This window comes from Campylobacter sp. JMF_06 NA1 (assembly GCF_027737785.1).
In the GTDB taxonomy this organism is placed as follows: Bacteria; Campylobacterota; Campylobacteria; order Campylobacterales; family Campylobacteraceae; genus Campylobacter_B.
Map to the genome: position 1 here is coordinate 226478 of NZ_JAOVUA010000001.1, position 25181 is coordinate 251658.

General features: G+C 39.6%; 25 protein-coding genes and 1 tRNA gene. 22 read left to right on the forward strand and 4 right to left on the reverse strand.

The genetic code is table 11. The annotated features are described in order from the left end of the window. The first annotated feature begins 146 nt into the window (after positions 1 to 146). The 9 genes from OFO07_RS01210 to OFO07_RS01250 all read left to right on the forward strand — a co-directional run bounded on the left by OFO07_RS01210 (position 147) and on the right by OFO07_RS01250 (position 8907). Complete coding sequence (locus tag OFO07_RS01210; RefSeq protein WP_270859461.1) at positions 147 to 443, forward strand: HU family DNA-binding protein; 297 nt, start codon at positions 147 to 149, stop codon at positions 441 to 443. A gap of 84 nt (positions 444 to 527) precedes the next feature. Next, a tRNA-Leu gene (locus OFO07_RS01215) sits at positions 528 to 614 on the forward strand. 104 nt (positions 615 to 718) lie between these two features. Beyond that, positions 719 to 2149, forward strand: a complete 1431-nt coding sequence (locus OFO07_RS01220) for an acetyl-CoA carboxylase subunit A (protein ID WP_270862426.1) — start codon at positions 719 to 721, stop codon at positions 2147 to 2149. A 9-nt stretch (positions 2150 to 2158) separates the two neighbouring features. After that, entirely contained in the window at positions 2159 to 2383 is a 225-nt protein-coding gene (locus OFO07_RS01225) for a hypothetical protein (protein ID WP_270859463.1), read from the forward strand. Next, entirely contained in the window at positions 2383 to 3099 is a 717-nt protein-coding gene (locus OFO07_RS01230) for an arginyltransferase (protein ID WP_270870645.1), read from the forward strand. The genes OFO07_RS01225 and OFO07_RS01230 overlap by 1 nt, the downstream gene beginning before the upstream one ends. Before the next feature lie 129 nt (positions 3100 to 3228). Beyond that, the gene (locus OFO07_RS01235; RefSeq protein WP_270870646.1) at positions 3229 to 4008 is read left to right on the forward strand and encodes an ABC transporter ATP-binding protein; all 780 of its coding nucleotides are present in this window, start codon (positions 3229 to 3231) and stop codon (positions 4006 to 4008) included. Next, a complete protein-coding gene (locus tag OFO07_RS01240) occupies positions 4008 to 4955 on the forward strand; it encodes an ABC transporter substrate-binding protein (RefSeq protein ID WP_270870647.1) in 948 nt (315 codons plus the stop codon). Before OFO07_RS01235 ends, OFO07_RS01240 begins: the two co-directional genes overlap by 1 nt. After that, complete coding sequence (locus OFO07_RS01245; protein WP_270870648.1) at positions 4948 to 6813, forward strand: iron ABC transporter permease; 1866 nt, start codon at positions 4948 to 4950, stop codon at positions 6811 to 6813. The genes OFO07_RS01240 and OFO07_RS01245 overlap by 8 nt, the downstream gene beginning before the upstream one ends. Positions 6814 to 6837: 24 nt before the next feature. Next, positions 6838 to 8907: a TonB-dependent siderophore receptor gene (locus OFO07_RS01250; RefSeq protein WP_270870649.1), complete on the forward strand. Its 2070-nt coding sequence runs from the start codon at positions 6838 to 6840 to the stop codon at positions 8905 to 8907. A gap of 170 nt (positions 8908 to 9077) precedes the next feature. Here the strand turns inward: OFO07_RS01250 and lptB are convergent, their stop codons facing one another. Genes lptB through OFO07_RS01265 form a run of 3 tightly spaced genes read right to left on the reverse strand, consistent with a single transcriptional unit; the run spans position 9078 to position 10450 of the window. Continuing rightward, the gene (gene lptB / locus OFO07_RS01255) at positions 9078 to 9818 is read right to left on the reverse strand and encodes an LPS export ABC transporter ATP-binding protein (protein WP_270868006.1); all 741 of its coding nucleotides are present in this window, start codon (positions 9816 to 9818) and stop codon (positions 9078 to 9080) included. Continuing rightward, complete coding sequence (gene tsaE / locus OFO07_RS01260) at positions 9811 to 10221, reverse strand: tRNA (adenosine(37)-N6)-threonylcarbamoyltransferase complex ATPase subunit type 1 TsaE (protein WP_270870650.1); 411 nt, start codon at positions 10219 to 10221, stop codon at positions 9811 to 9813. The genes lptB and tsaE overlap by 8 nt, the downstream gene beginning before the upstream one ends. Further along, on the reverse strand, positions 10205 to 10450 hold the full coding sequence (locus OFO07_RS01265; protein ID WP_270870651.1) for an RNA-binding S4 domain-containing protein: 246 nt from the start codon (positions 10448 to 10450) through the stop codon (positions 10205 to 10207). Before OFO07_RS01265 ends, tsaE begins: the two co-directional genes overlap by 17 nt. Positions 10451 to 10788: 338 nt before the next feature. Here OFO07_RS01265 and OFO07_RS01270 point away from each other — a divergent pair, with 338 nt between their 5' ends. Further along, the gene (locus OFO07_RS01270) at positions 10789 to 12936 is read left to right on the forward strand and encodes a TonB-dependent receptor domain-containing protein (protein WP_270870652.1); all 2148 of its coding nucleotides are present in this window, start codon (positions 10789 to 10791) and stop codon (positions 12934 to 12936) included. Positions 12937 to 12997: 61 nt separating this feature from the next. Here OFO07_RS01270 and OFO07_RS01275 read toward each other — a convergent pair whose 3' ends face one another. After that, positions 12998 to 13975, reverse strand: coding sequence for a putative transporter (locus OFO07_RS01275; protein ID WP_270864465.1), 978 nt, complete (start codon positions 13973 to 13975; stop codon positions 12998 to 13000). A 172-nt stretch (positions 13976 to 14147) separates the two neighbouring features. On the opposite strand from OFO07_RS01275, the gene OFO07_RS01280 reads away from it, so the two are divergent. The 12 genes from OFO07_RS01280 to OFO07_RS01335 all read left to right on the forward strand — a co-directional run bounded on the left by OFO07_RS01280 (position 14148) and on the right by OFO07_RS01335 (position 25178). Then, positions 14148 to 15365, forward strand: coding sequence for an argininosuccinate synthase (locus OFO07_RS01280; protein WP_270870653.1), 1218 nt, complete (start codon positions 14148 to 14150; stop codon positions 15363 to 15365). A gap of 18 nt (positions 15366 to 15383) precedes the next feature. Further along, positions 15384 to 15827, forward strand: coding sequence for a 50S ribosomal protein L9 (rplI, locus tag OFO07_RS01285; protein WP_270868000.1), 444 nt, complete (start codon positions 15384 to 15386; stop codon positions 15825 to 15827). Further along, positions 15827 to 16372 carry an ATP-dependent protease subunit HslV gene (gene hslV / locus OFO07_RS01290; RefSeq protein WP_270858759.1) on the forward strand — a complete coding sequence of 182 codons (546 nt, stop codon included), beginning with the start codon at positions 15827 to 15829 and terminating at the stop codon, positions 16370 to 16372. Before rplI ends, hslV begins: the two co-directional genes overlap by 1 nt. Then, positions 16373 to 17689: an HslU--HslV peptidase ATPase subunit gene (gene hslU / locus OFO07_RS01295; RefSeq protein WP_270870654.1), complete on the forward strand. Its 1317-nt coding sequence runs from the start codon at positions 16373 to 16375 to the stop codon at positions 17687 to 17689. A gap of 18 nt (positions 17690 to 17707) precedes the next feature. After that, complete coding sequence (gene era, locus OFO07_RS01300; protein WP_270858761.1) at positions 17708 to 18577, forward strand: GTPase Era; 870 nt, start codon at positions 17708 to 17710, stop codon at positions 18575 to 18577. 63 nt (positions 18578 to 18640) lie between these two features. Then, on the forward strand, positions 18641 to 20161 hold the full coding sequence (locus tag OFO07_RS01305; protein ID WP_270870655.1) for a hypothetical protein: 1521 nt from the start codon (positions 18641 to 18643) through the stop codon (positions 20159 to 20161). Beyond that, positions 20161 to 20817 carry a hypothetical protein gene (locus tag OFO07_RS01310; protein WP_270870656.1) on the forward strand — a complete coding sequence of 219 codons (657 nt, stop codon included), beginning with the start codon at positions 20161 to 20163 and terminating at the stop codon, positions 20815 to 20817. The genes OFO07_RS01305 and OFO07_RS01310 overlap by 1 nt, the downstream gene beginning before the upstream one ends. Then, complete coding sequence (locus OFO07_RS01315) at positions 20814 to 21251, forward strand: hypothetical protein (protein ID WP_270862440.1); 438 nt, start codon at positions 20814 to 20816, stop codon at positions 21249 to 21251. The genes OFO07_RS01310 and OFO07_RS01315 overlap by 4 nt, the downstream gene beginning before the upstream one ends. Beyond that, positions 21229 to 22797 (forward strand): pilus (MSHA type) biogenesis protein MshL, encoded by a 1569-nt coding sequence (gene mshL / locus OFO07_RS01320; RefSeq protein WP_270870657.1) that lies wholly within the window; start codon positions 21229 to 21231, stop codon positions 22795 to 22797. The genes OFO07_RS01315 and mshL overlap by 23 nt, the downstream gene beginning before the upstream one ends. Beyond that, complete coding sequence (locus tag OFO07_RS01325; RefSeq protein ID WP_270870658.1) at positions 22797 to 23627, forward strand: ATP-binding protein; 831 nt, start codon at positions 22797 to 22799, stop codon at positions 23625 to 23627. Before mshL ends, OFO07_RS01325 begins: the two co-directional genes overlap by 1 nt. Continuing rightward, positions 23620 to 24642 (forward strand): tetratricopeptide repeat protein, encoded by a 1023-nt coding sequence (locus OFO07_RS01330; protein WP_270870659.1) that lies wholly within the window; start codon positions 23620 to 23622, stop codon positions 24640 to 24642. Before OFO07_RS01325 ends, OFO07_RS01330 begins: the two co-directional genes overlap by 8 nt. Continuing rightward, positions 24639 to 25178 (forward strand): hypothetical protein, encoded by a 540-nt coding sequence (locus OFO07_RS01335; RefSeq protein WP_270869420.1) that lies wholly within the window; start codon positions 24639 to 24641, stop codon positions 25176 to 25178. Before OFO07_RS01330 ends, OFO07_RS01335 begins: the two co-directional genes overlap by 4 nt. The last annotated feature ends 3 nt before the right edge of the window (positions 25179 to 25181 follow it).

Genomic DNA, 25181 nt, shown 5'->3' on the forward strand with positions numbered 1-25181 from the left:
TTTCAAATAGTGTGAAAATGGGCAAAATTTTGGCAAATTTCGTGAAATTTTGCCAAATTTAGCGAAAAATTCGCAAAATTCTATTGAAATTTTTATCAAAGTGTTGTAAAATGGACGCCGTTACACTTTATCACAAAGGATACTCTATGAAAAAAGCTGATTTTATCAGTATTGTTGCTGAAAAAGCAGGACAAAGCAAAAAAGATACTACAGCAGTAGTAGATAAAGCTCTTGAAACAATTAAAGAGCTATTAGTTAAAGGCGATGAGATTAGTTTCATTGGCTTTGGTTCTTTTAGCATTGCTGAGCGTGCTGCTCGCGAAGGCAAAGTTCCTGGCACAAACAAAACTTACAAATCACCTGCTACAAAAGTAGTTAAATTTAAAGTTGGCAAACAACTTAAAGAGGCTGTTGCTGCTTCAAAAGCTAAAAAGAAAAAATAATTTTTCTTACTCTTTAAGCCCCAAAATTTTGGGGCTTAATTTTATTTTAATCAAATTTTTGTATAATCTCGATTTTTAATTCAAGCCCAGGTGGTGAAATTGGTAGACGCACCAGACTCAAAATCTGGCGGAGGCAACTCCGTGCCGGTTCGATTCCGGCTCTGGGCACCACTAAAATCCTTTAAAATTTTGACTTTTTCCCCTAAATTTCAACTTGATATAACATTTTTTATACTATCATACGCAATATTATTTTTACAAAAAGGTGTTTTAGTATGATACACAAAATTCTCATAGCAAATCGCGGTGAAATCGCGGTTAGGGTTATTAGAGCATGTAGAGATTTGCACATAAAAAGTATAGCGATTTACACCGAGCCTGACAAAGACTGCTTGCATGTTAAAATTGCTGATGAGGCCTATGAGGTCGGCACAGAGCCACTTACTGGGTATTTGGACGCCAAAAAAATCGTAGAAATAGCCAAAGCAAGCGGTGCGGACGCTATCCACCCTGGATATGGATTTTTGAGTGAGAATTATGATTTCGCAAAAGAGGTCGAGGACGCTGGGATTATCTTTATCGGTCCAAAACCAGAAGTTATCCGCAAAATGGGTAATAAAAACATCGCTCGCTATTTAATGCGCAAAAATGGTATTCCTATCGTGCCGGGCACCGAAAAATTAAATAACGAATCAATGGAGACTATCAAAGAATACGCCCGCAAAATCGGCTATCCGGTGATTTTGAAATCAAGCGGCGGCGGTGGAGGGCGTGGAATCCGCGAAGTTTGGAGCGAAGAGGATATGGAAGCGGCGTTTGAATCTTGCACCAGAGAGGCGAAGGCGTATTTTAACAACGATGAAGTTTTTATGGAAAAACTCGTCGTCAATCCGCGCCATATCGAGTTTCAAATCATCGGCGATAATTACGGCAACATTATCCACCTTTGCGAGCGCGATTGCTCAATCCAACGCCGTCACCAAAAAATCATCGAAATCGCCCCATGCCCGTCGATTAGCGAGCATTTGCGCAAAACCATGGGTATCACCGCAGTAGCCGCGGCTAAGGCTGTGAATTACTCAAATGTCGGCACTGTGGAGTTTTTGCTCGATGATTACAATAACTTCTATTTTATGGAGATGAATACCAGAATCCAAGTCGAGCACGGAATCACCGAGGAAATCACCGGTGTGGATATCGTCGTGCGCCAGATCCGTATCGCAAATGGCGAAATTTTAGAGCTCGAACAAAGCGATATCAAACCGCGCGGTTACGCGATTGAGGCGAGAATTACAGCCGAAAATGTATGGAAAAATTTCACCCCAGCACCTGGCAAAGTCGAGGATTATTACCCAGCTTTGGGACCTAGCGTGCGCGTGGATAGTCATATTTACAAAGGCTATAAAATTCCGCCATTTTACGACTCGCTTTTAGCTAAACTCATTATCAAAACGACAGATTATGACTTGGCGGTAAATAAGCTAGAAAGGGCATTGAAGGAGTTTCGCATAGAGGGCGTGCGCACGATAATTCCATTTTTGCTCTCGATCAGCAAATCGCGTGAGTTTAGACTGGGATTTTTCGATACGAGCTATGTCGAGAAAAATTTGGACAAAATTTTGGCAAACACCAAGGATGATTTCGATACGAAAAAAACCGAAGTCGTCGCTGCAATCGCTTCTGCTATGCGAGAAGCCGAAATTTAGGGAGCGCAAATGGATTTTTTAGAATCGCTAAATAGCATAAAAAAAGATATGATTAAAGAGGAAAAGGCGAAAAATCCACCCAAACCTAAGCCAAAACCAAACCCAAATCGCGATGAATTTAAAGATATTTTCAAAGATGAGGATTTAGGCGATGAGAGCGTGAGTGCGCGCGAAAATCGGCTAAAAGACGAGTTTTTGAAATATATCGAAAACGCAAATATTAGAAAAATTTAATGCTTGAAATTCCATTTTGCACGCTCGATTTTCCCTGCCCGTATTTGCAGGGAAAATCAGCTAGAAATGAATACATTTTTGTCAAAAACGCCTCGTATTCTTATAATTCAAATTTAGTCACTCACGGATACAGACGCTTTGGGAATTACTTCCAAAAGCCCATTTGTGCGGGTTGCGATGAGTGTAAAAGCCTGAGAGTAGATGCGAGAAATTTCAAATTTTCCAAATCGCACCGCAGAGTTTATAAAAAAAACGAAAAAACCACGCTTGGCTTTTCAGCGCCGATTTTAGACGGCGAGCATTTGGAGCTTTTCGAAATTTATCATAACTATATGAGCGAAAAAAAGGGCTGGCCACGCCAAAATATCACGCCTGAGAAATACTATGAAATTTATGTGGAGGGATATGGAAATTTCGGCAAGGAAATTTCGTATTACGATGAGTTTGACAGGCTGATTTGCGTCGATTTGATCGACATTGTCGAAGATGGGATAAGCTCGATTTATTGCTATTACGACCCATACAGAAGCGATCTTAGCCTTGGGAAATTTTCGCTTTTAAAGCAGATTGAGATTGCGAAAAAATTTAATCTGCGCTGGATATATTTGGGGTATGCAGTGCGTGAGTGTCCGAGCCTAAAATACAAATTCGACTACCAGCCATATCAAATTTTATTTAGCTATACAGACCCGCAGGAGCCTAGTCTATGGGAGTAGAGTAGGGCAGGTTTTGCTATACTTTATCATTTTTAAAATTTTTAAATTGATATGGCTTTTGATAATAATTGTTAAATATTTAGTTTAAATTTATTAAATTTTTGATAATATCTATCTTTTATTTTAATAATGGATATTATCATCGTGTTAAAAACTAGTAATTTGAATTACCAAATACAAAATAAAAAAATTTTAAATAATATAAATTTAGAGTTTGCAAAGGGCGAATTTTACGCTCTCATAGGGCACAATGGCTCTGGCAAATCCACGCTTATCAAGCTTTTAGCCGCACAAATCAAAAATCAAAGTGGCGAAATTTCGCTAAATGGCAAAAAAATCGAAGATTACGCAAAAAAAGAATTTGCCAAAAGTGTTGCTTATTTGCCCCAAATTTTACCAGACGCTTCTAATTTGACGGGCTTGGAGCTAGTTATGGCGGGCAGATATGCGCACGGGGGCAGGTATTTTACAGACAAAGAAAACGACGCCAAAATCGCTACCGAGTGCCTAGAAATCACAGATACGCTCAAATTCAAAGACCAAATCGTCTCCACACTAAGTGGTGGCGAGAAATCGCGTATTTTCCTAGCTATGTTACTTGCGCAAGAAAGCGATTTTTTGCTACTTGACGAGCCATTAGCGCCCCTAGATATTGCCCACCAGCTAAGCGTCATGGCGCTAATCAAAAAAATGGCAAAAGAGCTTGGCAAATGCGTCATCATCGTGATTCACGACATAAATTTAGCCTGTTCGCACTGCGATAAAATCATCGCACTAAAAGGCGGCGAGCTGATACTAAACTGCCCATCTAGCGAGGCTATGAGCGCAGAAAAAATCAAAGAAATTTATGGCGTAAATGCCCATATAATCGCGCACCCAAAGACAAATTTATTAACGGCGATGTTTTGATGAGAGTGGTTATATTTTTGCTGATTTTTTGCGGCGCAGTATTTGGGGGCGAAAAACCGCGTATAATCACGCTAGATTGGGGTGTGGCGGAGATTTTGGAGTTTTTAGAAGTTGATCCAATCGCGATGGCAGAAAAGCAGAGTTTTATGCTCTGGGGTGGTGGGCTAGGTAGTGGTGCAAATACCCTAGATTTGGGGCTTAGAAACCAGCCGAGTTTGGAGATGATAATAGCTTTGAAGCCTGATTTTGTGCTTTTGCCATCGTTTTTTGCGGGGCACGAAAAAACCATTTCAAAATACGCCAAAACCCGCATTATCGATGTTTATAAAGATGGAAATTTGGAAGACAACTTAAATTTGGCTGTTTTGGAAGTGGCGAAAATTTTGGATTGCGAAGAGAGGGCGAAAATTTTACTTGCCAAAAACAACGAATTTTTCGAAAAAAAGAAAAAAGAGCTAGAAAATTTCGCCACGCCAGTTTTAGTCGTGCAGTTTATCGACGCGGCTCACATTAGGATTTATGGCGCAAACAGCCTGTATGGCGTGGTTTTATCAAAACTTGGAGTGCAAAATTTGGCTCCAAGTAATTTATCATATAATCTCTGGGGTATCGCGAGTGCCCATGTAAGCGCACTTTATGAGGTGGAGCAGGGTGCAAAGCTCGTCATAATCGAGCCAAACAGGGTTGATATAAACTCGCAAATCGCCTCAAATGGGATTTATAAAAATTTGCAAATTTTGCAAAACCGCGCGCAAATAGAGGCTGTGTGGAGCGCTGGTGCGTGGCTAAGTATGCAAAAATTTGCAAATTTGCTGAGTGAAATTTTGAAAAATGAGACAAATTTAGTGAATTCCAAAATTTCGCAAAATTTAGAAATTTCGCCAAATTTGGCAAATTTATCAAATTCGCCAAATTCTAAAATTTCGCAAAAGAGCGCAAATGAATAAAACTTTGCCAATCTTAATGCTCATTTTTGCGATACTCTGCGCCATTTCACTTTTTGGCGCACACACGAATTTAGGCGAAATTCGCACCCTTGTGGTGCTAAATTCCACCCTGCCACGCATTTTGACGGCTCTTCTTTGCGGTGCGTTGCTTTCGCTTTCATCGCTTTTGCTCTGCGCTATTACGCACAATCCGTTAGCGAGTGATAGCACCAGTGGCGTAAGCGCGTCAAGCGCCTTTGGTGTGCTGTTTTTGGGGCTGTTTGCGCCCGCGCTTGGCATCACGCTAAGTGCGTTTGTGGGTGCGCTCATCGGACTTGGGCTTTTGTTTGCACTCACAAATACGCGCGAGTTTAGCGCATTTAGCGCAACGCTGTGCGGTCTAATCATAGGGCTAGTCTTTGGCGCACTAAGTGCGCTACTTTTGATTTTTTTCAAAGATGAAAGCTATTTTATCACGGTTTGGCTAAGTGGCGATTTAGCCCAAAACGGCTACGCAAACCTGCGCACAATGGCGATTTTATCGCTTCCAGCCCTAGTTGTAACATTAGCTTTTGCGCGTTCGTTTTGGCTCTTTGGGCTTGGCGATAGCACGGCAAAATCGCTTGGGCTAAATGTCGTTTTGGTGCGAATTATAGGCTTTGTGCTGGGTGCGTATTTTACCGCTGTGGCGGTGGCGCATTGCGGGATTATCGCATTTGTGGGGCTTGGAGCGAGTTATCTCACAAATCAGCTGAAATTTAGCTCGTTTGTCAAAAAAGCGATTTTTTGCGCCATTTTGGGGGCTTTGATACTTGGAATTTGCGACGCAGGGCTCATAATACTACAAAATTTAACCCAAATTTCGCTTCCTGCGGGTGCGATTTGCGCATTTTTGGGTGCGCCGATGTTTTTGTGGCTAATACACTGCGCCACAAAGGACGCAAACGCAGGAAACGGCACCAAAAACGAAATTCGCGAAAGGGCAAAGTATTTAAATTTGCCACTTCTTGGCGGAATTTTGGCTGTTTTTGTGGCGTTTTGTCTATTTTATGGCGAATTCTCGCGCGAGATTTTTGCTCTGCGCATAAACCGCGTTTTCACAGCCTTGCTTTGTGGCGGAATTTTGGCTGTTTGTGGCTATATTTTACAGAGCCTAACCCGCAACGACATGGCCTCGCCCGAGCTTCTTGGCATTAGTTCTGGCGTGAGCCTTGGTGTGCTTGCTTCGATGTTTTTCGCACCTGCGCTTGGCTTTGTTTTTGGCGTATTTGGGGCGTTGGTGGTTTTGGGCTTTATTTTGGCGATAAATGCGAGAAGTGGCATGAGTCCAATGCGCGTGATTTTAAGCGCGATTGCGGTGAGTGCCTTTGTGAGCGCGGTGGAGAAAATTTTGCTTTTTAGCGGGGATAGCAGGATTTATGATTTTATCTCATACAGCGCTGGAAGCACCTACGGTGCGAGTTTTTCGCAGGTTTTGCTTTTGGCGATGCTTTGCGCGATTAGCTTTGGCGTGGTGATGAGATTTCAAAGAGAAATTACGATTTTAAGCCTAGGCGATGTGTGCGCTAGTAGCGTGGGCGTGGATATTTTCAAATTTAAAACTATTTTGTTTGTATTTTGCGCCGTATTGTCGGCTTTTAGCGCACTTTGCGTGGGGCCAGTGAGTTTTGTGGGGCTTATCGCGCCACATTTGGCGAAATTTTTGGGTTTTCGCAAAACGGGCGCTGGGCTCATGGCAAGTGCGCTAATCGGGGCTTTGATAATGAGCGTGGCGGATTTTTTGGGTAGGAATTTGATTTTTCCTTACGAAATACCTTGTGGCGTGGTCGCTACGATAATCGGAAGCCTTTATTTTCTATGGATTGCAAGAAAAATTTAATAAATTTTAATCAAAGGAGCATTTATGCGAAAAATTTTTGGTAGCGCGTTTGCGCTTAGTTTGTGTGCGGCGGCTGTTTTGGCGCAGGAAGTATCCGAGAGGGCAAACAAGGCGCAGGTTTTAGACGAAATCGCCGTGGTAGGCTCGGTAGGCAAGGGTAGTGGCAAGGTCGATTTCATGAGTGCTGGAAGCTCATCTGTAATCGAGAGCAAAAAAGCGATCGAAGAGCGTGGCGCGACACAGCTAGACGAGGCCGTCAAATACGAAGCAGGTTTCATCGGACAGCCTTATGGCGCGGATTTGGATACTAGCGACTGGCTTAGACTTCGTGGGTTTGAAGCGAGTGTGAGCTTGGACGGCGCTAGTGCGTATAAGGGCGGATATTTTGGTATCAGCCCTGATTTATACGGATATGAGAGTATCGAGGTGGTAAAGGGCGCAAACTCGCTACTTTATGGCTCATCATACGCTGGTGGCGTGATAAATCTCATCTCTAAGCGCCCAACTCTCACCCCACAAGGCGAAATCGGCGCGAAATTTGGCTCAAATCACCTGCGTGGGGTGTTTTTCGATGTCAGCGACGGATTTAGCGAAAATGTGAAATTTCGCATTGTAAGCGATTATGAGAAAAAGCGTGGCGACATAAACTACACATGGAACGAGCATTTTTTCATCGCGCCTTTAATATTGTTTTTGCTAGGCGATGATACGCAGCTCACGCTTCTATCTAGCTTCACGCATGATAGTGGCACTGGAAGCAACGGGTTTTTCCCTTATGTAGGCACGATGATACCTGGCGCGCAGGGTAAAATTTCGCCAAGTGCGAATTTGGGCGCATTAAACGATAGTCTATCGCGCGATCAAATTTCAGTTGGATATGAGTTGGCGCATAGCTTTAACGACAAGCTAAAATTCGAATCAAGCTATAAATTTAACCGCGAAAACAAAGACCAAATCGGCGCAAGTGTCGAGTATAATATGATAAACGATACCGATATCGCGCAGGATTTACTCTTTGTCGATGCGAGTGTGAATTCGCATATATTCGATAACCGCATAAGCTACGAAGACGAGTGGGGGAGTGTGAAAAACCGCCTAACTTTGGGCGTGGATTACAGAGATATCCGTGCTAGGGGGCAGTATTTTTACAACTACTTCGTAGGCACTATAAATGTCTATAATCCCGTGCGCACCCGCCTAACGGCAAATCCGGCGCTGTCGTTTTCAAACCCGAATTATGACTTGGATCAAAGTCAGCTTGGGTTTTATTTAAACGATAAAATTGAGCTGTTTGAAAAGCTAAATTTGACCCTTGGAGTGCGCCATGACAAGGCAAAAGCCACGCTAAATGGTGATAAAAGCTACGACACGGACGAAACCACATATCAGGCTGGGATTTTATACGCATTTGATAGCGGATTTATGCCGTATTTCAACTACTCCGAGTCTTTTATGCCGCAATCCGGCCGCACGAGTTCGGGCGAGTTTTACAAGCCAACCACGGCTAGACAATACGAAGCGGGTGTAAAATATCTGCCAAGCTTCATAGACGGCGAATTTAGCCTAGCGTATTTTGACATAGAGCAGAGAAATGTCCCATACACCGATGGTTCGAGCTTTTCATCTCAGGCTGGAAAGCAGGTAGCCAAAGGCGTGGAGCTTGGCGCAAATGTGAATTTAAGTGAAAATTTAAACCTAATCGCCGCTTACACGCACTACAACGAAGCCAAAATCAATGTCGATGGCTTTGACTACATGACGCCAACGCCACTAATCCCAAAAGATATGCTCTCTGGCTTTTTGGTTTATTCTATGGATTTAGGTGGCGGACATGGGCTCAAAATGGGCGCTGGCGTGCGCTATGTGGGCAAAAGCAAGAGCGAGAGCAGTGCATGGACATCGCCTCGCCACGACGCTGTGAGTGTGCCGTCACACACGCTAATTGACGCTATGGCGGAGTATTCGTATAAGGACTTTTCGCTTCGTCTAAATGCGACAAATATCGCTGATAAGGAGTATGTCGCAGGGTGCAACTACTGGTGCTATTACGGAGAGGGCGCGAAGGTAACACTAACCGCGAAGTATAGTTGGTAAAATTTTACAGGGATTTTAACGCATAAAATTTCGTAAAATTTTAAGTATAATTTTGCGAAATTTTTGAATTTTTGCCAAATTTCGTTAGGTTGGAATTTGGCAAATTTTATTAAAATTTTAGGGTTTAAATTTGGTGAAATTTGTCCAAAATTTGTTAAAGTTTATTCGATTTACTCTACGATTTCACTATCAAATTTAAAATTATCGCCTAGATAGTATTTTCGCACATTTTCGTCGTTTGCGACCTGTTTGGCTGTGCCACTAGTGAGTAACTCGCCGTCTTTTATGACATAGGCTCTATCGCAAATCGCCAAAGTTTCGCGGACATTGTGGTCGGTTATGAGAATGCCAATGTCAAGCTCTTTTAGGCTTCGCACTATGTTTTGTATGTCGCTAACCGCGATAGGATCGACACCTGCAAATGGCTCATCAAGCAAGAGAAATTTCGGCGTTATCATTAGACTTCGCGCGATTTCGCAGCGTCTGCGTTCGCCACCGCTTAGACTCACCCCTTTTCGCTCTCTTATCGGCTCGATATTTAGCAAATTTAGCATTTCATCGACTTTTTCGGCAGCTGTTTTTTTGTCTTTGTAGGTAATTTCAGCGGCAAGCATTAAATTTTCTTCCACGCTTAAATCCTTAAAAACGCTACTTTCTTGGGGCAGGTATCCAATGCCAAGCTTGGCGCGTTTGTGAAGCGGGACATTGCTAATGTCCTTAAAATCGAGCAAAATCTCGCCACTCGTGCTAGAAATCAGCCCGCAAATCATATAAAATGTCGTGGTTTTGCCTGCGCCATTTGGACCTAGTAAGCCCACGACTTCGCCGTTTTCGACCTCTAATGAAACGCCCTTGATTATCGGGGTGCCTTTGATAGTCTTTTTCAAATCTTTTACTTCTAATCTATGCATAAACTACCTCGTATTCGCGTTTGTCGCCCATGACCTTGATATTTACCACGCAACAATCCAGCTCATATTTTTCAATAAATTTTATCAAATTCTCGTCCGCCCACTCGATGATATGAAGCCCATCTTCGAATAAATTTTCGATTAAGCCATTGTTCATCATCGCCTCGCTACCGCCATTATACAGGTCGTAGTGATAAATTTGGCCGTAATTTTGCATGAGTGAAAATGTCGGCGAACTCACAGTGGCTGGATCTATGCCGTGCGCTAACGCGATAGCCTTCGTTAGCGTGGTTTTGCCACTTGCTAGCGTGCCATTTAGCAAAATCACTCCACTGCGTGGCAAAATTTCAGCGATTTGTGAAATTTCACTCTCACCAAGCGTGAGTTTAAAGCTCTTTGACATATTTTTCTTGCTCACTTTTTGGCGTGTTTTTGGTGGCGGGAAAGCCCAGAACTTGATAGCTTTTATCTTTTTCTAAAAATTTTATGGTGATTATATCGCCGATTTTTAGGATTTTGCTAGCTTTTGCCACTGCGCCGTTGATATAGACTACGCCACTTTTACACATATCCTCGCTGACAGCGCGCCTTTTTGTGATATTTACTGAATTTAAAAATTTATCGACTCTCATGGGCGGGATTGTAGCCAAATTCGCCTTAAAATTTGGAAATTTAGGCGAATTTAAAATTTTATAATTAATCAAAAATTTTACTACTATAAATTTGTTTTATCAATTTTGTTATAAAGCATAAAATTCATAAATTTTAAAATTTTAAACGAAAATAAAACAATAAATTCTTGCAAAATTTTTTAATAAATTTTCCTTAAAATTTTATAAAAACTTCGATAAAAACGAGGTATAATCGCTATTACATTTTATTGATAAAAATTTTCAATATATTTTAAGTTGATAATGAATATAATTTTACCACGATTTTTAAATGCAAATTTAACGAAAGGAAATTCCACATGAAAAAGAGCTTTTATCTTTCTATCGTTGTGGCTGGTGTGCTTTTTGGTGTCGAAAACAACGCAACAACTCCCAAGCATAATGCGGTTGAATTCGACGAGATTATCGTTAGTGCGACCTTGACGGAGGTCGATAACTTAAAATACGCAGGTTCGGTTGGTGTAGTTGGCGAAAAAGAGCTGAAACAAAAATCAAATGTCATTGATGTAATAGGTGATATTCCTGGCGTAAGTGTGGGAGAGGGCTTGCTTCGACCTACGGCACAAGAATTTTCTATTCGTGGCTTTTCGACTTGGGGAGACGGCGATAGGCTTATATTTAAGCAAGATGGTGTAAAACGAGACGCTACTTTGTTTTCAAATCAAACTTCCAGCCTTAGAGTAGATAATGATATTTTAAAAACCGTGGAAGTTACCAAGGGTGCTAGCTCTATTTTGCATGGATCTGGTGCGATAGGCGGTATCGTAGATATGACTACAAAAGATGCTAGGGATTATTTAAGCGAAGGCAAAGAATTTGGTGCAATGCTTGGTTTTAGATCAGAGTCAAACAATATGAAAAGCGGTAGAGCTGCTGTGTATGCCGATCCAAATGATGTCCCGATAGATATTTTGATTTACGGCAAACAAGCTGGTTATGGCAATATCAAATGGGCCGATGGCGGTTCTCATTATTCACAAACCCCTACCACAAAAACAAATGCTGATGAAGATATAAGGACTTTGTTTTTCAAGTTAGGCTTTGATTTTTACGATAGCCATAGAGCGCAATTTAGCATTTTTGATTATAACGGCGATTTGATGACTGCATGGCAACCTATGAGGCAAAACCCAGATGAGCTAACCCTAAGTGCTGATTTGACGCAACGAGATTATGTGTTTGATTATTTTTACACTCCTGCAAATCCATTTGTAAATTTATCGTTTAAGGCTTATAAAACAGATGCTAAATATGACAGATTTTATATTTCTGGAACAGATTTGAGATATAAAAACGAAGATGAGCGTTGGGGAATTAATTTAAAAAATAACGCAGAATTTGATACAGGATTTTTAAATCATAATCTAGTTTTGGGTTTTGATTACCAGCAAAGAGAAGAGGGTGTTAGCTATGTCAGAAATGGTATAGATCAATCAATGAGTATGTTTGCATCACACCCAAATAAATGGAAAGATCTAGGAATTTATCTTCAAGATATTATTTCTGTGGGTGATTTTGAGCTTACGCTAGGCGGTAGATATGATAAATTTGAACGAGAGGTTAAGCGAGAGTATGGTGATAAATTTTCAGATAGCAGATTTTCGCCAAGGGTTGCGCTTGGTTATACCATTTTCGATAAGCTAACTTTGCTTGCTGGTTATAGCGAGAGTTTTAGGGCTCCTACGCCACACGAAGCCGGTATGGCAGGTCCGGTAAATAGACCTTATTGGTATGTTCCAGCCGATGGGCTAGAACCCGAGATTGCGAAAGAATATGAAATCGGTTTTAGCTACGAAGATCAAGCATTGTTAAGCGATGACGATCATTTTAACTTTAAATTTATCCATTTCAACGGAGAGATTAGTAATTTTATAGAATTCGTTGATAGGGGAGATTTGGGAACTCCGCCACCAAATGCTATGAACGATCAATCAGATCCTACCAATCTGCAAAAATACGGTCAATATCAAAATATCGGTAAAGTAAAACGAAAAGGCTATGAAATTTCAACTAAATATGATATTGGTGATTTTAGTTTTGGTGCCAGTTACGAGAAATTAAAAATTTATGATGCACAAACAAAAGAGCCTATCAGAAAAACAGCTGATAGATTTATCGGAAAAGTCGATTATTCACCTATGAAGAATTTAAATTTGGGTGTGAAAGTTAGCCATTGGTTAAAACCTAAAACTCAACCACAGTATTACTATCCTGAGTATTATGGCACTCGTTATCCGTATGTAGATAAACCATTTACGACTGTTGATTTTCAAGGAAGCTATAAAGTTAGCAAAAACGAATATTTACCTTTCTTAGATGGAGCTACGATAAATTTTGGTGTGAATAATATAACAGATAAGCAATATATTCGTGCAGATACATATAAGGCTAGTTCGCAAGTCGGTCGTGGGCGAAATTTCTGGGTAGATTTAGAAGTTAAATTTTAAAATTTTCATTGAACTCCTTTTTGCGAATTTGGGTAAATTTCACCCAAATTCGCTATTTTTTTTACTCTAAATTTGGCTTATACCCGATATTTTCCTCAAATTCTTTAAGTCTCATGTGGATTGAGCGAAGTTCCGTAATCGTCGTCCAGTTATTCGTAAAAACGCTAAAACTCACGCGCACTTTATTAAACGCGTTTGCCGTTTGGATCAGCACGCCAAGCGTGATTGCCTTGGTAAAAAGCCCAGGACCCATGATGAGGTAAGGCACCATGACTAGGATTTGTGAGTATGTATTTAGCCATGCATCGAAATACAAATAGTGCAAAAATAGCTTGTGGTAGTTAAATTTAAGCTTGTCAAAAAGCGAAATAATCTTTGTCTCGCTGCCGTAGTTTTGCTTGTCTTCTTCGGCGAATACTAGCTCTTTTCGAAAGGCTGCTTCGACTTTTTGGTTGTTGTATTCTAGGCGTGGCAGGTAGCGTCCCACAAACCACGAAACCCCAAGCCCTCCGATACTAACGATTAGCGCAATCCAAACAAGCCCGCCTGGGATATTTTCGAGTATTGGTACTTTGACCCCTGAGCTTAAATTCCACAAAATCGGTATGAAGGCAAAGAGCGTCATAAAGGCATAGACGATACGCATGCCGACATCTTCGAGGGTTTTTGTGAAACGATAAATGTCCTCTTGGATACGCTGCGAGCTACCCTCGATATCGCGCTCTACCTTGCGCCAAAAGCCGATATATGCAAATGTCATCGCCTCGCGCCATTTTAGCACCCATACACGCGTGATATATCGCTCAGCAACCACCGATAGCACGAACCAAACAGCAATCCAGATAAAAAGCAAAATTTGCTGGTAAAATTCATCGATTGTGTGCTTGTCTATCTCGCCACCCATATCATAAAATGTCCGATACCACTCGTTAAATTTTACATTTAAAATGGTTTGAAACAAATTTATACCTAGTATGCAAAACATACCGCCCCATGCCAAAATTCGCCATTTTTTGCTTTTGAAAAATGATGAAAACATTATCTACCTTTATTGAAAGTTTATTTCAAAATCAATTTTAGCAAATTTGATATTAATTTTTATTTTAACGCCTTAAAATTTCGCAAATTTCCCAAATTTCGCAAATTTCAGAACTTTTAAACCAAAATTTAGCTAAAATCTTTGCCGTTATTTTCAAATCAAAGGAGTGGTTATGCAAAAAAGCGTAAAAAAGGTAGTTCTAGCGTATTCTGGCGGACTTGATACGAGTATTATTTTAAAATGGCTTGGCGATAATTATGGTTGCGAAGTGGTAACCTTCACCGCTGATATCGGTCAAAACGAAGACCTAGCCCCAATCAAAGACAAAGCCCTAAAACTAGGCATTAAACCAGAAAATATTTTTATCGAAGATTTAAGAGAAGAGTTTGTAAAAGAGTATGTTTTCCCTATGTTTCGCGCAAATGCAGTGTATGAGGGCGAGTATTTGCTAGGCACAAGTATCGCTAGACCGCTAATTGCGAAAAAAATGGTCGAAATCGCACAAAAAACAGGCGCAGACGCTGTAAGCCACGGCGCTACTGGCAAAGGAAACGATCAGGTTCGCTTCGAGCTTGGTGCATACGCGCTAAAACCTGATATAAAGGTCATCGCTCCATGGCGCGAGTGGGATTTAAACAGCCGTGAAAAGCTTTTGGCTTACGCCGAGAAACATGGTATTGATATAACAAAAAAACCAGGTAAATCACCATATTCAATGGACGCAAATTTACTACATATCTCTTATGAGGGTTTGGTGCTAGAAGATCCAAACCATGCCCCAGAAGATGATATGTGGAGATGGACAACAGATCCTAAAAACGCCCCAGATGAGAGCGAAATCATCGAAATCGAGTATGCTAACGGCGATCCAATTGCACTAAATGGCAAAAAACTAAAAGCGCATGAAATTTTACACGAATTAAACAATCTTGGCGCAAGACACGGTATCGGCAGACTTGATCTAGTCGAAAATCGCTATGTTGGTATGAAAAGTAGAGGTTGCTATGAAACCCCAGGTGGCACAATCCTTCTCAAAGCTCACCGCGCGATAGAGAGCCTCACACTAGATCGTGGCGCAGCGCACCTAAAAGACGAGCTTATGCCAAAATACGCTGAGCTGATCTACAACGGCTTTTGGTTTAGCCCAGAGCGAATCATGCTTCAAAGCCTAATTGACAAATCACAAGAGTGCGTAAATGGTGTAGTTCGCATAGAGCTATACAAAGGAAATGTGATTGTAAGAGGCAGAGAGAGCAAAGATAGCCTGTTTAATGTCGAATTTAGCACATTTGAAGAAGACGCTGTATTTAACCAAAAAGATGCAGACGGCTTTATCAAGCTAAATGCGCTTAGATTTATCATCGCAGGAAAAAGCGGTCGAAAATTTTAAAATTTAAAAGGAAATTTAATGAAAGTTTTACTTATAAAAGATGTCAAAGGGCTAGGAAAAGCCGGTGAAATCAAAGAAGTAAAAGACGGATATGGAAATAATTTTTTGATAGGAAAGGGCTTTGCGCTAGCTGCGACTAACGAGGTTTTGCGCAAATACGAAGCTGGCAAACGAAAAGAAGCTGAGCTAGAAAAAGAAGAAATCGACAAAACTACCGAGCTTAAAGAGGCGTTAAAAAATGTCCGATTAAAAATCGCAAAACAAGCAGGTGCAAATGGCGCACTTTTTGGCTCAGTTACAAAAGAAGAGATCGCAACTGCGCTAAAAGAGCAGAAGAATTTCGATATAGATAAAAAAGTCTTGGAAGTCGAAAATATAAAAAGTGTCGGAATTTACGATGTTTCGGCGAAATTTAAACACGGCATTGTGGCGAAATTTGAAATAGATGTGGTAGCAGAGTAATGTTTGAAGCAACTACGATTTTAGCTTACAAAGGCAAAAGTGGCTCGGTTATCGGCGGAGACGGGCAGGTAACCTTCGGAAATACCGTGCTTAAAGGTAATGCGACTAAAATTCGCAAAATAGGCAAAGACGGAAGCGTGCTAGCTGGATTTGCAGGAAGCACGGCCGATGCGTTTAATCTCTTTGATATGTTTGAAAAATGCCTTGATAACGCAAAGGGCGAACTTTTGAAAGCTGTGGTGGAATTTAGCAAAGAGTGGCGCAAGGATAAATATCTGCGCAAACTCGAAGCCATGATGCTTGTAGTGGATAGAAAAAATATATTTTTGCTAAGTGGCACGGGCGATGTCGTCGAGCCAGACGATGGTCGCCTAGCGGCCATTGGAAGTGGCGGAAACTACGCGCTAAGCGCAGCTAGGGCATTGGATAGGTTTGGAATTTTAAGCGAAGAGGATTTGGTAAAAGAGAGCCTGAAAATAGCTGGTGAAATTTGCATTTACACAAACGAAAACATTAAAACTTACGCAATCTGGGATGATAAATAGATGATGACACCAAAGGAAATTGTTAAAAATTTAGATGATTATGTAATCGGACAAAAGGACGCTAAACGCACGATAGCAGTCGCACTTCGCAATCGCTATCGCCGTATGAGATTAAGCGATGATATGAGGGGCGAGGTTACCCCTAAAAATATCCTTATGATAGGCTCTACCGGCGTAGGAAAAACAGAAATCGCACGAAGATTATCAAAAATGTTTGGTTTGCCATTTATCAAAGTGGAGGCTAGCAAATACACAGAAGTGGGCTTTGTGGGGCGAGATGTGGAGTCTATGGTGCGAGATTTGGCAGCTGCGGCTGTAAATTTAGTGCGAAACGAGGAATTTGAAAAAAATAAAGACAAAATCGACGAGTATATCGAGCAAAAAATTTTAGAAAAGCTTATGCCGCCATTGCCTCGCGGGGCTAGCGAAGAGAAAAACGCAGAGTATGCCAAAAGCTACGAAAAAATGCGTGAAAAACTGCTTAGCGGGAGTTTGGACGAGAAATTAATCGAAATCGAAATCAGCGAAAATACCCTAGAATCAAACTCAAATTTACCGCCAGAAATGGCAAATATGCAAGAAAATTTCATTAAAGTCATCGGCATAGCGACGAAAAAAACAAAAAAAGAGCTCAAAATCAAAGACGCCAAAGTCGCCCTTAAAAACGAAGCTAGCGAGAAAATTTTGGACATGGAAAGCGTCAAGGCAGAGGCGATGAGACGGGCTAGGGAAGAGGGTATTATCTTTATCGATGAGATTGATAAGGTAGCCGTTAGTTCCAACGGCTCGCGCCAAGATCCGAGCAAAGAGGGCGTTCAGCGCGATTTGCTTCCGATTGTGGAGGGATCGAGCGTGAGCACGAAATTTGGCAATTTAGACACCGATCACATTTTATTTATCGCTGCTGGGGCGTTTCACATAAGCAAACCAAGCGATTTGATCCCAGAGCTTCAAGGCAGATTTCCGCTTCGCGTGGAGCTTGAAAGCTTAGATGAAAACGCGCTTTACGAAATTTTAACCAAGCCAAAAAATTCGCTATTAAAGCAATACTGCGCGCTTTTAGCAACCGAGGGCGTGGAGTTAGAATTTAGCGAAAGTGGCATAAAAGCGCTTGCCAAATACGCTGCTCAGGCAAACACTCAGGTCGAAGATATCGGTGCTAGACGACTTCATACCATAATGGAAAAGGTGTTAGAAGACATCAGCTTCGAAGCCGATGAGCACAGCGGTGAAAAGATCGTAATCGATGAAAATTTAGTCAGCGAAAAGCTAGGTGTAATCGTTAATAACGACGATTTAGCAAAATATATTCTTTAAATTTTGCGGGAAATTTCAATGAAAAGCGGATTTGTTACACTTATCGGACGCACGAACGCCGGGAAAAGCTCGTTTTTAAACTATCTTTTGGGTGAGCAAATTTCGCTTGTCTCGCACAAAATCAACGCCACACGCCGTAAAATCAATGGCATAGTTATGCATGGAGATGATCAAATTATCTTTGTCGATACCCCAGGACTTCACGAGAGCGAGAAGCTGATGAATAAGCTTATGGTCGAAGTGGCGCTCAAAGCCATTGGGGACGGCGATTTGACGCTGTTTTTAGCGCCTGTGCATGATAGCGTGGAAAACTACGCGAAATTTGTCGAGCTAAATCCCACTGCCAAACATATCGTAATTTTGACTAAAATCGATGAAGTAAATGATGAAAAAATCGTTAAAAAACTGCTTGAATATCAAAAATTTCAAGATAAATTTGAAGCCATAATTCCAGTTAGTATCAAAAAAAATATCTACAAACGCCAAATTTTGGACGAAATTTGCAAATTTCTGCCCGAGCACGAGTATTTTTACGATCCTGAAATTTTAAGCACTACAAACGAAAAAGACATTTACCGCGAATTTATCCTGCAATCTATTTTCGAAAATACTAATAGCGAGGTGCCGTATTCGAGCGATGTTTTAATCGAAAAGGTGATAGAAAAGCCAAATTTAATCTCAATTTATGCCCAGATTATTACCGACACAAACTCTCATAAAGAAATTTTAATTGGCAAAAATGGTGAAACAATTAAGAGAATAGGAATTAGAGGAAAAAAAATAATTTCCGCCTTTAAAAACATTAAAATTTACTTAAAGTTAATAGTTTTGGTAAAAAAAGGGTGGAAAAATGATGAAAATGGCGTAAAAAGGCACTTTATCTATTGACATTTCATTTTATTTTTATTATTATTCGTAGATATTTAATTTCATTTAAAGAAGTGGAGTGTTATGGCAAGAAATAGTAAAAATGCTACTTCGGTTGTTGCAATCAACAAAGTCACGCAAACCATATTCGGTCTAAGTGAAAATGAAGTTTTTGAACACGATTTTTCTAAATCAAATCGTGCGAAAGAGACTTACATTTCTTATGTACCTTATAAGGATGTAATGACAACAACAGTCGAAATAAGCAAGACTGTCGCGGATGACGATTTGTTAGACACTATCGTCGTTAAGGTTTATGAGGAGCTAGGTCTTGACACTGCTCTGGATTATAAAATTACATATAGCGAAGTTATCGGTGCTAACAGCGATGATAGAGTATTTAATGTATTCGTCGTCGATAACACAAAATTGACTGCTGAATTTGATGCTATCGCAGCTCGCACAAATTACATCGATTATGTCGCTATGGCACCGTTTCTTTACGAAAATCTCTACGCTCGTGGAATTCTCACAAGAGACGGAATTGATTGTTTTGTTTATCTGCAAAGAGATGACGCGTTTTTGGTCGTCTATCAAAACGGTGAATATTTTCAATCAAGACAGCTTAGATACAATCTCAAATTCTTGCACGACAAATTTTCTGAATTGGTCGGAAATAGAATGGAAGAGGCTGAATTCTTTAAATTACTTGCAACACAAGGTATAAATTTAGAAAATCCAGCTGAGAGGGATTATATGATTCAAATTTTCGATGATATGTTCTACTATATCAACGATGTTTTGAACGGTATATCTAAGGTCTATAACATAAATATTCAAAGTATTTATATCGGCACAGATATCGGCAAAATCCCTGCTATCGAGGTTTTTGTAGAAAATAATCTAAAAATCGACTACAAAGATTTCAATTTTAGTGTAGCGATTAATGCGAAAGATTATCCGCTTACTCAACTAGATACTTTGATGTTTTTAGCCGGACAGCAATACTTGGCTGAGCCAGATGATGATCACAACTACTCGCCATTTATGCGCCCACCACCATTAAACCAAAGATATAGTGGTAAATTGATTGGCTATATTTTAGGTGGTTTGTTGCTTGGTGCTGCTTACCCTGCGTATCAATTTGGCTATGGTTATTACAACAATATGATAGCTGATGAGAAAACAGTAGAGTATAAGGGGCTAGAATCAGAGCTTGTCCCTGCAAGAAAGCAAGTCAAAGAAGCAAAAGAAAAAACTGCCAAAGTTAAAGAGGAATTTGGCGTAAGAAATAAAGAACTAGGCGATCGTAGTAGTTTGATTAACGAAATTTTTAGTAAGAAAAATGAGTATGCTATGAAAGGTATGTCTGTATTTGACCTTACTAATATGATTGTTAAAAACAGAGGAAAATTGGTAAGAATAGGTAACGACGATAGAAATATCACCGTAGAAGTTCATACTAAAAATGACAAGCAAATGACAGAGTTGCTAGAAGATATAAGCCAAAAAGCAAAATATGGCGTATATACTAAAACAATCGTCTTGCAAGGCAAAGATGACAGTGTCGTCTATGATAGTAATATAAGTGTGGAGGTGCGCTAATGAGAAAAAAAGGTTCATTAGATCAAATTGATGAATGGTTTGCAGCCAAAGGAAATAGCGCCAACACATATTTATATATGGGCTTGGCTTTGGCAGTGGTTATTGCTTACTTTGCGTTGAGCACATACTCTGTGCCATATTTGGAAGAGAGCGAAAGCAATTTAGCTAGCGCGACCGATAAATTGGAAAAGTCACAAAGAGAGTATGATACTGATTTTAACGGCAATCCTACTGGCAAAGTTGCACAAGAAAGAGCTGTTTTAAAACGCGAAGAGACAAATTTAGAAAATGCTGTTAATAAAATCAACTATTTAGATGTAAAATTGACAGAGATTTCAAAGCTAACATACAATGAGAAAAACTGGGCTACCTTTATGGATAGTTTAACAACGCTGGCCGAGAATAACAATGTTAAAATTTATAGCATTACTAGTTCTAAAAAAGAGCCGAGTGCTAAAAATGTATTCAAGCCAGAAGCATTGTTGAATATCGATGTTAAATTTGAAGGTGCTTTTCAAAATGTTGTTAGATATGTAAATTTAATTGAACAATCAGAAATGATTGTAGATGTTAATAAGATGGATATCAATGGCACCGAGGAAGGTAAAATTGGTGGCACGGTTGGTATGTCTATCTGGGGAGTGAATTACAAATGAAAAAGATAATTTTATGTTCGTTTGTTTTGTCTAGTGTGCTTTTTGGAGCAGATGAGCCTAAGGGTCTATCTGATGAAGTAAGAGCATTTCAAGATAGATATAATGGTATGTTTTCTAACCTAAACAAGCCAAGAGTGGGTCTTAGTGATTCTCAAATCGCATCTTTGCCAGATCCATTTTATCCGCGTGAGGCTAATACTGGTCCTGCTGAGCCTGTGGTGAAAAAAACAGAAGGTTTAGGTTATCAGTTGCTTGGTATTATGGGCAATAAAGTTAAATTAAATGACAAATGGTATGGACTAGGTGATTATATCGGTTCATATAAGATTGTCCAAATAACTGGCAATAGCGTTATTGTCGCTAATAACGAAGATAATAAAATCGAATTAAAACTAAAACAAGGAAATCAAAATGTCACTATTACATACAAGTAAGAAACTTAGCTTAGCTGCTATGCTTGCATTATCGCTTGGTGTCACAGGTTTATCTGCTGCTTCAAACTGCGATAGAAAGGCTTTGAATATTAAGGTTAATGATGTTGTAACGCTAAATGAAATGCTAACACAATTATCTGATATGTGTAGATTTTCTGTCGTTGCAAAAGATGCTATGGCACAAGAAGAGCTTGCAAAAGAGCTTCAAGGTGTTAGCATTAAAGATATGTCATTAAGAGAGGTTTTTGATTTATTGATCAAAGAAAACAACCTTAGCTATGATTACTCAAACAATGTTCTTAAAATTTCTGCATTAGAGACAAAGACATTTAAGGTAGATTATATCACTTCTGTAAGAGAAGGTATTGCTACTACTAAGTCATCTGTTGATTCTGCTCCTGTTGAAGTTGGCGAAGAGGACAATGATGAAAAAGCAGAGGATAATAAAATTACATCGAGAGAAAAATTTGATTTTTGGGAGAAAATCAGTGATGATATCACTAGTATTTTAAATAACGGCACAGAAAAATATGTAGCCGTAGCTCCAATTATTAATCAAAATGCAGGTTTGATTACTGTAACTGCTACGAAATCTCAAATTGCTCGTGTTGATGAATATTTAAAAAGTATGCAAAAACGCCTTGGCAGACAGGTTTTGCTTGATGTAAATATCATCTCTGTCGAGTTGCATAATGAATACACAACAGGTATCGATTGGAGTAAATTCCAACTTGGTTTCAATACTTACATAGACAATGCCGGAACAGCTAGTTTGTTTAATTTCGGAAATTCAGCTACTAGAACTATTGCTAATGGTGCTGCCGCTGGAAATGCTCCACTTAATGTCGGCACTGGCAATTCATGGACTGGCAAAGCAAGCACTAGCAACGGCGCTTGGGCTATCGGCGCGAACTTAAATTTCAGTATCGATGGTATGATTAACTTCTTGGAGACTAAGGGTAAAACAAAAGTTGTATCTAGCCCTAAGGTAACTACTATGAATAACCAACCAGCGATTATTTCTGTTGGCGATACTATCAACTATTTATTGCTAGAAAGTGCTACTTCTCTAACTGCGGCAAGTGATGGTAGTTCTGTCACATCTGATCAAACACAATACTCTATTTTTATCGGTATTTTGTTAAATATCTTGCCAGAAATTTCAGATGATAATAGAATTATGCTTAGAATCAATCCGTCTTTGAGTAGCTTTAAATATGCAGAAGATGATGTAAAAACTAGCACACCTAGAAATATCGCTCCTGATACACTTCAAAAGAAACTTTCAAGTGTAGTTTGGGTTGATGATGGCGATACTGTAATTCTTGGTGGTTTGATTGGTCAAACAAAATCTAAAAATAATACAAGAGTTCCGATTTTGGCTGAAATTCCTCTTGTAGGAAATTTATTCAAAAGCACAGCTGATGTTTTGAGCACAACTGAGCTTATTTTCGTCGTAACTCCGCATATTATCGACAATACAGGCGCTCCTTTGGCTACATCGCTAAAAGAGCTTGGTTACTCAAAATCAATTTATGAAAAATAATGAGTAACACTTATACCTCTATTAAAGAGATATTTATCGAAGATAACGAAGTCTCGGACTTCGTTAATCTCGATAAATCAACTCTTGCATACCATAAAATTTTAAATGCCCTACAAAAACCGCTCAAACTGATTTTGTTTTATGGCAAACCAGGTTGCGGAAAGACCTTTTTGCTAAATAAAATAAAAGCTGATTTGGAAAAAAAGGTTAAAGTAGTTTTTATGCCACAACCTTTTTTTGATGAAAAAGAGTTTTTTTTAGAACTTTATTCTCAAATTTTCCACTCTAACCCAGTTGCGCCAATCGATAACTACGAAAATTTTATGAGAGTTTATCGCGAAAGACTTGGGATTACAGGTGGAGGTGCAGCCGTGGAGCAGGTGGTAATCTTGCTTGATGAAGCTCAGCTTTATCCTGGAAATTTGATTGAAAAAATTAGATTAATGGCGGATTCTAGGTTATTTAAATTTTTATTTACAGTGCATAAAACAGACGAGGAAGATCGTCTTGCCAAAGATTATTTTAAAACCAGAATTTGGGAGAGTATAGAGCTTCCAAACTCAAATTTAGGCGAGGTGAAGCTGTATATAGAAAAAAAATTAGTTTTTCATGGTTTTCAGCAATATTATTTTATGTTTAGCGATGACAATTTCGATTTAATCCTAAATTTAACTGATGGAAATATGAGAAACATAAATAAATTAATGTATAAAATGTATGAGCTGTTTGAGTATTACGAGGCAAATAAGCCAACAGAGATTAGTTTTGCTCAAATTAATAATAAAATCATAGAAATGGCGGCCATTGGCACGGGGATAATCGATGCTTGAATTTTACGAAGTTAATGAATTAGAAAAAAAATGGGAAGAATACAACAAAAACAAAAAGCAATTTTCCTTTTTGAAATCTAAGCCAAATTTTGTATTTAAATTTGACAAGACGATTTTAGGGCTTTTGGCTTTGATTTCTATCGCGATCGGCGCGATTTTTTGGTTGCTTAAAGACGACGATAAAGTCAGCATGGCTAGCATAAACGAAAATATCCAAAACGAACCTGCTATAAGTGATGTCGTGCCAAACCCTGCGCCGCAGGCCCAGCCTACCATAAATACTGCCCCGCAAACTGAGGTTGTCGCGCAAAATAGTGAAATTTCGCGCGCAGATTATAATATCAGCGCCCCAGCAAACGATACTAACCGAGCGCAAAATGTAGAACGCCCAAGCCTAAATATCAACGATGTGGGCGTGCTATCTAGCGAGGATTCTGGTGGTTTTAAGATCACAAACACATACGAAAATTCTGCCAATAACCAAAATTTTTCTAACCAAAATTTTGCAAATGGGGGATTTAATCAGGGTTTTAATCAGGCTAATAATGTGCCAAATTTTAACCCAAATGCTCAGAATTTCAATCAGCCGATGAAAAACGAGATTATTGATTTTGGTAAGGCTCCATTGCCGCCAAAACAAAATGTCGCTTCTAACGCGCCAGCCCCTGTAAATAGGGCTCCGATTAGCTCTCGTCTTGAAATTCGCACTTCAAATTTAAGCTCTGAGCGACAGAGTTTGGAGAGTAAATTTTATGCGACAAATAAAATCGAGTATTCACTTTCATTGGCCGAGGAAGCTTATAATAAAAAAGATTATGACAATGCGATAAAATGGGCTTTAACATCAAATGAGATTGATAAAAACAATATTAATAGCTGGATAATTTTTGCCAAAGCTAATTATAAAAAAGGTCGCAAAGATGACGCTATTTATGCGCTAGAAACATTTAATTCTAAGGCTAAAAATGGCGAAATTGCGAATTTAATAAATCAAATCAAAAGCGGTGCGCTATGAGAGTATTTTTATTTTTAACGCTATTTTTTGGCTCTGTTTTCGCTGTCAATGTCGATGATGTGCGAAACTGGGATCAAATCGGTCAATACAATAGAATTTGTCAAGAAAGCGTTAGAAATCTCTTTATCGAGGAGCAAAACGAGGCGCTAGCAAACACTTACGCGAAAGCTTGCCTAAAAATGGATAGGGTAAATGAGCTAGTCGTGCCAATGGTAATGCTGTATAAAACGAAGGAAACTAGGGAAAATGCCTCTTTGTATTCGACCATAGTTTTCCAAAAGAAAATGCTTTATTTAGCGCTTTGCGACGGCGTGGATATTTCGTATATCAGAACGCCGAAGATTAATTATATTTTGTCTGAAATTTTTGATAAATTTGTAGAGAAAACATACACCAAAAAAGGCGATGCGTATGTTTTTACCCTAGATGACGGCGAAAAAGCCGAGCTTTTTATCAAAGAAGAAGAGGGAGTAAAAAAAATGGTGGTGGCAATCTATGCCGGTGAAAAACTTAGCTCGATTAAAATTTATTGGTGATTG

What these genes read in the sequence shown, in the direction of transcription:
- OFO07_RS01210 (WP_270859461.1), top strand. Translation starts at nt 147, where the DNA reads ATGAAAAAAGCTGATTTTATCAGTATTGTTGCTGAAAAAGCAGGACAA.
- OFO07_RS01220 (WP_270862426.1), top strand. Translation starts at nt 719, where the DNA reads ATGATACACAAAATTCTCATAGCAAATCGCGGTGAAATCGCGGTTAGG.
- OFO07_RS01225 (WP_270859463.1), top strand. Translation starts at nt 2,159, where the DNA reads ATGGATTTTTTAGAATCGCTAAATAGCATAAAAAAAGATATGATTAAA.
- OFO07_RS01230 (WP_270870645.1), top strand. Translation starts at nt 2,383, where the DNA reads ATGCTTGAAATTCCATTTTGCACGCTCGATTTTCCCTGCCCGTATTTG.
- OFO07_RS01235 (WP_270870646.1), top strand. Translation starts at nt 3,229, where the DNA reads ATGGATATTATCATCGTGTTAAAAACTAGTAATTTGAATTACCAAATA.
- OFO07_RS01240 (WP_270870647.1), top strand. Translation starts at nt 4,008, where the DNA reads ATGAGAGTGGTTATATTTTTGCTGATTTTTTGCGGCGCAGTATTTGGG.
- OFO07_RS01245 (WP_270870648.1), top strand. Translation starts at nt 4,948, where the DNA reads ATGAATAAAACTTTGCCAATCTTAATGCTCATTTTTGCGATACTCTGC.
- OFO07_RS01250 (WP_270870649.1), top strand. Translation starts at nt 6,838, where the DNA reads ATGCGAAAAATTTTTGGTAGCGCGTTTGCGCTTAGTTTGTGTGCGGCG.
- lptB (WP_270868006.1), bottom strand. Translation starts at nt 9,818, where the DNA reads ATGCATAGATTAGAAGTAAAAGATTTGAAAAAGACTATCAAAGGCACC.
- tsaE (WP_270870650.1), bottom strand. Translation starts at nt 10,221, where the DNA reads ATGTCAAAGAGCTTTAAACTCACGCTTGGTGAGAGTGAAATTTCACAA.
- OFO07_RS01265 (WP_270870651.1), bottom strand. Translation starts at nt 10,450, where the DNA reads ATGAGAGTCGATAAATTTTTAAATTCAGTAAATATCACAAAAAGGCGC.
- OFO07_RS01270 (WP_270870652.1), top strand. Translation starts at nt 10,789, where the DNA reads ATGAAAAAGAGCTTTTATCTTTCTATCGTTGTGGCTGGTGTGCTTTTT.
- OFO07_RS01275 (WP_270864465.1), bottom strand. Translation starts at nt 13,975, where the DNA reads ATGTTTTCATCATTTTTCAAAAGCAAAAAATGGCGAATTTTGGCATGG.
- OFO07_RS01280 (WP_270870653.1), top strand. Translation starts at nt 14,148, where the DNA reads ATGCAAAAAAGCGTAAAAAAGGTAGTTCTAGCGTATTCTGGCGGACTT.
- rplI (WP_270868000.1), top strand. Translation starts at nt 15,384, where the DNA reads ATGAAAGTTTTACTTATAAAAGATGTCAAAGGGCTAGGAAAAGCCGGT.
- hslV (WP_270858759.1), top strand. Translation starts at nt 15,827, where the DNA reads ATGTTTGAAGCAACTACGATTTTAGCTTACAAAGGCAAAAGTGGCTCG.
- hslU (WP_270870654.1), top strand. Translation starts at nt 16,373, where the DNA reads ATGATGACACCAAAGGAAATTGTTAAAAATTTAGATGATTATGTAATC.
- era (WP_270858761.1), top strand. Translation starts at nt 17,708, where the DNA reads ATGAAAAGCGGATTTGTTACACTTATCGGACGCACGAACGCCGGGAAA.
- OFO07_RS01305 (WP_270870655.1), top strand. Translation starts at nt 18,641, where the DNA reads ATGGCAAGAAATAGTAAAAATGCTACTTCGGTTGTTGCAATCAACAAA.
- OFO07_RS01310 (WP_270870656.1), top strand. Translation starts at nt 20,161, where the DNA reads ATGAGAAAAAAAGGTTCATTAGATCAAATTGATGAATGGTTTGCAGCC.
- OFO07_RS01315 (WP_270862440.1), top strand. Translation starts at nt 20,814, where the DNA reads ATGAAAAAGATAATTTTATGTTCGTTTGTTTTGTCTAGTGTGCTTTTT.
- mshL (WP_270870657.1), top strand. Translation starts at nt 21,229, where the DNA reads ATGTCACTATTACATACAAGTAAGAAACTTAGCTTAGCTGCTATGCTT.
- OFO07_RS01325 (WP_270870658.1), top strand. Translation starts at nt 22,797, where the DNA reads ATGAGTAACACTTATACCTCTATTAAAGAGATATTTATCGAAGATAAC.
- OFO07_RS01330 (WP_270870659.1), top strand. Translation starts at nt 23,620, where the DNA reads ATGCTTGAATTTTACGAAGTTAATGAATTAGAAAAAAAATGGGAAGAA.
- OFO07_RS01335 (WP_270869420.1), top strand. Translation starts at nt 24,639, where the DNA reads ATGAGAGTATTTTTATTTTTAACGCTATTTTTTGGCTCTGTTTTCGCT.